The following is a 7183-nucleotide window of genomic DNA, read 5'->3' as shown; positions in this document are numbered from 1 at the left end:
AGGACCTTCGACGTTCACCCCGCGACGATCTACCGCATCATCGAGCCGTAGGTCGCCTTATGCCGGTTTTCTGTTCCGCTCAGCCGCACAGGCCGCCTTCGCCACAACGGACAGGCTCGGCCTCTGCAACTTCAGTAATTACGTGGCTCAATCCCATTCCTCACATGATCGCTGTGTACGCTTCAGCCCCGCCGTTACCGGTCGGACCTGCAACACTCGCTACCGGGCGGCTCGCTACGCCTTACCCGGGCGGGACTTCCACCCGCTGGACCGCGCCAGCTTCGCCTGGCGCACCCGCTGCTACTCAGACCCCGTACCCTGTTCAGAGGTTCCTTAGGGCGATGGCATTCGCGATTCCATCCATCTCAGCCTTCGTCTCTGCGCTTCTTTAGATCCAGAAGTTCGGGTGGCGCGCCGTCTATTTGGTTACAGGCAACGCTGTTCGTCGCCGGGTGACCAAGACGAAAAAAACCCTCAAACCGCCATCCATCGTCGCACGAAGACAGAATGGGTACCGCTTGCCGTGAGATCGGCGGCAGGGCAGCCGCCACGTAGTCGGTTGACGAAATACGGAGGCGTGGGCCGCTTTTATGAGCATGGAAACCGTCTGGCTTCACAAGGATTGCGAGGATGATTGAGCGGTCCTGGTGCCATCCAAGGATAGGTTCAATGCCAAGTTCGGTCGCTAGCCTTTCGTCGGCGACTACGTCGCCAACGGTGAGGTTAAGTAACCATAGGTGGCGCTTGGTTGTCTGGATAAACGGTGTACCGTCATCGATCGGGCCTGCATTGGCGTTCTTATTGCTATGATGCTCGGATGGCTTAGAGGAGGACGGAGCTGGCCTGTGTTTGGCGGTATACTGCTCTCCGAACCGGTTGGGTGGCGGCGACGGAGGCGGCTTATCTGGTCCCTTGGTGCCGGAATCATTATCGCTCCGAAAGTAGGTGATTGCGGCCGCCACGGCCGCCAGTGCTGCAACGCCACCGACGTACGCCCACATAGGTGCCTCCCGATCGACCATATTTCCTAGATAATACGGTACGTCCTGAAATTAGCTACGCCGTAAACGCGTGGCTTCAGCAGTAGCGATATTACAGATTCATACATCGGCTTTCGAGATAGGGAATAAGATCTCGGAGATCTACTGAGTCGCCTTTCGATTGATTGCAGCTTGGGTGGGCCAATTGTAGATTTCCGCGCTCATTTCCGCCGCCCCACGTGAAAGGTATGCGGTGATCTCTATGACAGTTAGAGATTTCCAACAATTCCCCACACAAAGCGCAGGTGCCGCCCTGCTCCTCGTAAAGCTCGGTGATAACGTGATCCATGAGCCGACGCCGCTTGATCGGCGCCATCTCGCCCAGGATCGTCGAGCATTCGGTAATGACGGGCCAAAGGTCACCCCACCCTGCCATCTCGATATCGCCTATCTCGGCCGCAATCTGACGAATTCTTTCACGACTCATGCGGCTCTCGCGTTCTCAGCGCGAGTCCGTGTCCGACGCAGCCTGGACCTGAGACGTTTGGCGCGCTGATCTAAATCGCTGCTATCGAGAATGTTAAGTGCGCTCTCTAAAATCGAGAGAACGACATCAATGTCCTCAATGAGCGCCATGAGATCGCTGTCGCTTTGGGCTCTCACGCCTCGCGAGCGGGCCAATATGCGCTCAAGCCGCTCCTCGATGGATGGCTCTCGCTGCTCGATTACTTGGACCTGCTTAGGCGCAGGCTCTGACCACAAACTCTGAATCCACTCGAACATGATTTCTATACGCTACCGGAGCGACTTGTTGGGAGCAAGTCAAAGCATCGCCGGTTCGGTGACCTATTTTACAGGTGATTTTCGATATGTCCCCGAAAGCGGTCGATTCCGGCCAGCTAATCCGGCAGCACGTCACCAGCCAGCAAGCGCACCAGCCACCCCTTGATACCAGACATGGCTTTGACCTGTCGGATAGCTCCCTCGACCTTCTCCGCACGCTGTAATGCCGCCGTAGCCCGTCCCTGGGCTTCCTGGGCGGCTTTAGTAGCCCCCTGAGCCTCTTCTTGCCTCGCAGTCTCCGCCACCTTGGCCGCAGCTAATTCAGCCTGCAAGGCTGCCTCCTTGGACTTTGTGTGCGCTTCGAAGTCGGCCAACAAGGTTCGTGACATATCCCCGAACTCGCGCTCCGAGATCACCGCAGCGCGGGCAGCTTTCAGTGCGTCCTTTAACGCTTGTTCACGAGCCTCCGCTGCCTCGACCTCCACTCGCCGCTGTTCCGCCTCAGCCTCGGCTTTGGCGACCCTGTTCCGGGCCTCCTCCAGCTCGGCCAGCAGATCCGCCGGCTCCTCGGTGATATCGGGCTCGTTCCCCCCACCCGCGCGACGCAGTGCCGCACGGGGATCCAACGGGTCCTTACCTCGGGTCATTAATCGGGCCGCTTCGCGTAGGAGCGGCTTGGCTTCAGGAGGGGCAATGATCTGAAATTGCTCAACGCCGCGCGTTGCGAGACCGTCGCGACGGCGCGCGGCCCTCTCCCGATTCCCATCCCGGCTGTTCTTTACCATGACTCGTCATGGTAAAGCCATGACTCGTCACACCTGTCCATGACGAGTCATGGCTTTACCTGGGTCGACGTCGCGCTCCCTGCTTGGCCCCAGACTCAGGTGAGGCCGTTGATTTCTCGTCATCTGCAAGGGGAGACACGGCACCTGATGCTCCTGCATCATCATCCGCATTCGCATCTTTTTCCTCTGTCAGCGACGGAGATGAGATGGGAACCTCTGGGTCCGGTTCGATCGGGATGTCGCCAAACCGACGGGCCTCTGCAATCGCAGCGATAGCCGCAGTCGCCGCATCAACCGCCGGAGGCGGCTCGAACCCGGCGAGCGGAGCCAGAAGCCCCCTAAACAACCCACCGACATTTTTTTTGGTCTCAGACGCTGCCCGCTGGATACGCTCGATAATCGAGGCATTCCGGACCCGGATCTCGTCGTTCTCCCTTGCACGGTCCATGAAACCATCAGCCCAATCCTCATCCACCGCACGTAAGCGGCGCCACCAAGTGATCTTCGGGCCTTCATGCTTGGTCGGCAGCACTTCCAGCTCGCGCCGCTTGTGGCTTCGATGATCGATCTGGGCCGCCTCGTGGCGGGCAAGGGCGGCGTTCGCCATCCGCGCCCATTCAGCCCGCAGAGCCTCGATCAAGGCCGGGCTCTTCGTCTTGAGGTCCAGGTCGCGGGTCTTCTCCCCCATCCCATTGGGCGTCACCCTACGGGTCGTGGTGAGGAGGTGAACATGATGGTTCCGCTCGTCGTGCTCGCCGTCGGCCGCGGGCTCGTGGATCGCCAGATCGACCGCCACACCGAATTGCGCAACTAGGTGCTGCGCGAACGCCTCGGCCAGGCGCTGGCGCTCAGACCACGGCAGCTCGGCAGGCAATGCAATCTCGTATTCCCGGGCCGTGCGGCTGTCCTGACGGCGTTCGGCGGCGTCGGCCCGGTCCCACAGGGCTTGCGGGTCCTGGACCCAGTCACAGCCCTCGGGAGCGAAGATCGCCGTGGCACGGATACCCCGCGTCCGCCGGCGGTAGTCGTGGATGTGCCCATCGGGACCAACCAGACGAATCCCGCGCCGGTAAGCCGAGGCAGACTGGGGAGTACGGCCGCTGGCACGCTTCAGCGTCTTCACAGATAGATGGTAACTTCCCATATAACGGGCACGGCCTCTTTCTTAACTTACTTTCTTACTTTCTGAGCACACGTCCCATCTTTGGGACGTTAAAGTGCGCACTTCAATTCTAGCCTTGCTCGCTCACGCTCCGCAAGCCCAGATTTGAAGTGATCGCATCGAACAACCCATAAGGAAGCAAGGTCGGGCGTTCCCCCCGAACCCCCCGCCTCGCCGGCGGGCAGGGGTCAGGAAGTTCAGGAGCAAGAAATCGCTCCAGAACTCCCCAACCCCAGCCGCATAGCGTGGATGCCCTCGATCCGGGCGTCAATGTCGCGGGAGAGGCCGGGCGGGTCCGCTCGCTGTGGAGCGCTCGCACACCAGCCCGCCACCCGCTCGATTGACCCCCTCGCACCAGTAACCATCGCGCCCGGCTCGCAAGCTCGCTCTCGGGCGCTCCCACATCAAAGATCAGCTCATGACCGATCAGGCGTGGCCCTTCGCGGTCGTCGAACCGCCGCTCACTGCTCTGGGTCAGGTCTCCGCCCTTCCCACCCCTCCCTTTCTTTCCCCAATGCCCTTTCTACCCAATTCGTCACCACCCATGACCTTATGGCGCGGATCGAGCGCAGCGCGGGAGATCCGTAGGGCGCGAAGCGTCCGCGCCAGGTACCGACCTCACCACAAAGCGGCCCCTCTGGGGCCGCCGATTATGGGTGAAACGCAGCGCGATTTTCCGTCTTTCTGATCTATTCTTTTCTTAGGTTAGGATACCGCCGGAAGGTCGAGTGAAAAAAACGAGGAATCCTGCGACGTTGCGCGCGAGAATCGCTTGACAATAGTTGTCTACCAAACAACTAAAGTTGTCTACCAGACAACTATCAGGAGCCGGCCCCATGGCTGTATCGGTCGCTGAATTGCGCCGCCGGGGATATTCCGATGACGATATCCGCCTTGCTCAAACCGTGCAGGATGCGAACCGCCGCGCAGGTGCGCCTAGCCGTACACTGGCCGAAGTCCTGGCCGGACAACCGGCCCGACCGCGCTCATCTGCCCCCATCGAGGATCTAACCGCCCGCCAACTCCGACGCCGGGGCAGCTACGGACAAGCCGCTCTGCTCGCAGATCAGGCCGCCCTCGTAGAGAAAGACCCGGACAGAGCCGAGAAAGCGCGCTACCATGCCAGCGGATTGAAGGCGCTGGCGGAAAGGCCAGTTCAGCTAGAGTTCGATTTTTTTGGAGGCGGTAACGTGAGCCTGGGCCATCAATACATCGACGCCGTGCAGGCCCGCCTGATGGCAACCAAAGCTACACCTGCGGAGCGGGGTTTAGCTTTGGGGACATTGCTGCTCATCACACGCCATCTTAGCTGGCAGGATTATACCTGCACCAAAACGGCTGCGGATTTGGCGGAAATGCAGGGCCTCGATAAGGGCAACATGGCGCGCATCATTGCCCTCCTTGAGAACGTCGGCGCGATCAGCCGGGTGAAGCGGGGCCGCACCAAGATCATCACCGTGACGCCGGAAGGCGCGTTTCGGGGGGACGTGAACCGCCATGCTGAAACGGTGAACCGCTACAAGGGCGAGGTCGTCCAGCTTCGACCCGTTCCCGCCGAATGACATCTGATGACCGGGGCAAAATCACGCACGGGATGGTTTAGTGCCAACGATCAGCCTGTTCTACGGTGTGCTGATCCAGATGTTCTGGCATGATCACCCGCCGCCTCACTTCCACGCCCGTTACGCCGGGTTCAAGGCACAGATCGACATTCAGACCCTCGACATCATCGAGGGGCACCTGCCCCGCACCGCCCTCGCGCTGGTACGAGAATGGGGTGAGCAACACCGCGCCGAGCTGATGGAGAATTGGACCCTATGTGCGCAGAATCAGTCGCCTCAGAAAATTTCGCCGCTGCCCTGATCCCGCCGATCGAGGCGACTGCCTCAGATGACGTGCGCGACGTGATCCCCTTGCCGGGCTACCGTCTCGCTGTGCGGTTTCATGACGGCACGGCGGGGACCGTCGATATGGCGGCGATGATCACGGCACCGACTGCCGGGGTCTTTGCCCGGCTGCGTGATCCGAATGAGTTCGCGAGGGTTCACGTCCTCTATGGTGTCGTCACCTGGCCGGGTGAGATCGATCTGGCCCCCGATGCGATGCACGATGCCCTTGCGGCAACCGGTGAGTGGGTCCTAGCCGCATGATGAAGCCCTCTGGCAAGTATTCGCGGGCACCTGGCGCGGGCCTGGCGGGTCGTCTTGACCAGTCCCCGAGCACCCATGACTACCGCTCCGGTGGGCTCTCGGTGTGGGGACTACGCCACGACTTCCCCGTGACTTCCCACCGCTTTCCATAATTGATGTTTCTGGAATTTACGTCACATAAGAAGGCTACGCGTATGAGCGCTGAACGACTCAAGCAAATTCTCGAAGACCGCTTTCATGGCGACCTAGAAGAAATGGCAAAATTCCTTGAAATCTCGGTAGAAGAGCTAGAAGGGATGCTCGATGGCAAAATTCCAATCCCAGATTGGGTATGGAGGTGGCTAGAACCTGCCCCTGAGTTCCACAATTTATGACTGCTTACGATGTTTACCGAACCTATGCGGTCTGGAAAGTGATGGTTGCTCGCCAGCCGGACATTAAGCCGTCAGACTCGAGTATGGGGTAGAGGCTTTGCCGCCGTCCAAAAGGTTAGCGCAGTTTCTTTTTGGCAATCAGCTCATTAAGGCGCTCGTCCTTGGGCTTTTCGGCGTTCTTGGCAACGTACTGGCAGGTGCCTATGTTTTTGAGATCACTAAACATGGCACCTCTGGACAGTTCGTTGATTGGTCCGAATCCACGCATACCCGTGTGTTCTGGCTGCTTATGGTCTTAATCCTGCTAATGGGATTTTACGGTTGGGGCATGACCCGTTTTGATACTCGGACTAGGAGGGCGATCACGGAAGCCCAGTTTCTCGGTATCGCGCTTAATGAGCTGATTAATCCGATGATCGAAGCCGCGAAGCGAGACATTGAAGGGGGTAAGACTTTTACGCTGGAAGATGTGAAAAAGATGTTTGGGCCTGGAGGTGGGCAACGATGAATGCTGTCTTCACGCAACATGCCCTCAACCAAATGGAAGAACGCGAAGTCGATCGCCCCGACGTAAACCGCTTGCTCCGCTTGCTCGACAGGGTCACGAAAACACCCGGCGGCTTAGACAATTCGTCGGATGTTGTGCTGATCAGTCGCGACAGCGACAGTGCGACGTATATCGTCCGTGTCGGGTCGCTTCGTGTGGTTCTGATCAGTGACACGAGCAAAGACAAAATTTTTGTGGCGAACGTCTATCATAACTGATCCGTTTTTTGGATGCCTTGAGCCTGTGTCGCCACCTCGACGAATTCGAGCAATTCTAATCCGGAAACACGTCACTGGCCAGCCAGCGCAGGCCTGTGCGGCTGAGTGGAACAGAAAACCGGCATAAGACTACTCAAAAGTCCCATGCGGAAGTAGGGTTCCTGAGCGGCCTGAGGCCGCCATT

General features: G+C 59.1%; 10 protein-coding genes. 6 read left to right on the top strand and 4 right to left on the bottom strand.

What is annotated here, in order from left to right; all coding sequences use genetic code 11:
* Positions 1-365: 365 nt before the first annotated feature.
* The 4 genes from BW994_RS19815 to BW994_RS18375 form a co-directional block, all read right to left on the bottom strand.
* The gene (locus BW994_RS19815; RefSeq protein ID WP_156038197.1) at positions 366-1001 is read right to left on the bottom strand and encodes a hypothetical protein; all 636 of its coding nucleotides are present in this window, start codon (positions 999-1001) and stop codon (positions 366-368) included.
* 91 nt (positions 1002-1092) lie between these two features.
* Positions 1093-1467 carry an HNH endonuclease gene (locus BW994_RS18390; RefSeq protein ID WP_081849233.1) on the bottom strand — a complete coding sequence of 125 codons (375 nt, stop codon included), beginning with the start codon at positions 1465-1467 and terminating at the stop codon, positions 1093-1095.
* 412 nt (positions 1468-1879) lie between these two features.
* Entirely contained in the window at positions 1880-2548 is a 669-nt protein-coding gene (locus tag BW994_RS18380; protein WP_035231709.1) for a hypothetical protein, read from the bottom strand.
* A gap of 55 nt (positions 2549-2603) precedes the next feature.
* Positions 2604-3692: a MobA/MobL family protein gene (locus BW994_RS18375; RefSeq protein ID WP_081849234.1), complete on the bottom strand. Its 1089-nt coding sequence runs from the start codon at positions 3690-3692 to the stop codon at positions 2604-2606.
* Between the two features lie 854 nt (positions 3693-4546).
* Between BW994_RS18375 and BW994_RS18370 the strand changes: the two genes are divergently transcribed.
* The 6 genes from BW994_RS18370 (at position 4547) to BW994_RS18350 (ending at position 6999) form a co-directional block, all read left to right on the top strand.
* The gene (locus tag BW994_RS18370) at positions 4547-5272 is read left to right on the top strand and encodes a helix-turn-helix domain-containing protein (protein ID WP_029314182.1); all 726 of its coding nucleotides are present in this window, start codon (positions 4547-4549) and stop codon (positions 5270-5272) included.
* A gap of 40 nt (positions 5273-5312) precedes the next feature.
* Entirely contained in the window at positions 5313-5573 is a 261-nt protein-coding gene (locus BW994_RS18365; protein WP_029314184.1) for a DUF4160 domain-containing protein, read from the top strand.
* 32 nt (positions 5574-5605) lie between these two features.
* Positions 5606-5860 carry a DUF2442 domain-containing protein gene (locus tag BW994_RS18360; protein WP_081849235.1) on the top strand — a complete coding sequence of 85 codons (255 nt, stop codon included), beginning with the start codon at positions 5606-5608 and terminating at the stop codon, positions 5858-5860.
* Between the two features lie 194 nt (positions 5861-6054).
* A complete protein-coding gene (locus BW994_RS19480) occupies positions 6055-6234 on the top strand; it encodes a hypothetical protein (RefSeq protein WP_139334226.1) in 180 nt (59 codons plus the stop codon).
* 97 nt (positions 6235-6331) lie between these two features.
* On the top strand, positions 6332-6742 hold the full coding sequence (locus BW994_RS18355) for a hypothetical protein (protein WP_029314187.1): 411 nt from the start codon (positions 6332-6334) through the stop codon (positions 6740-6742).
* Complete coding sequence (locus tag BW994_RS18350) at positions 6739-6999, top strand: hypothetical protein (protein ID WP_029314188.1); 261 nt, start codon at positions 6739-6741, stop codon at positions 6997-6999. Before BW994_RS18355 ends, BW994_RS18350 begins: the two co-directional genes overlap by 4 nt.
* Positions 7000-7183: the final 184 nt, after the last annotated feature.

The sequence above is a fragment of the Acidiphilium rubrum genome (genome assembly GCF_900156265.1).
GTDB classification, from domain to species: domain Bacteria; phylum Pseudomonadota; class Alphaproteobacteria; order Acetobacterales; family Acetobacteraceae; genus Acidiphilium; species Acidiphilium rubrum.
Note: the sequence above shows the minus strand (reverse complement) of the source record. Positions and strands in the feature narration are given on the sequence as shown.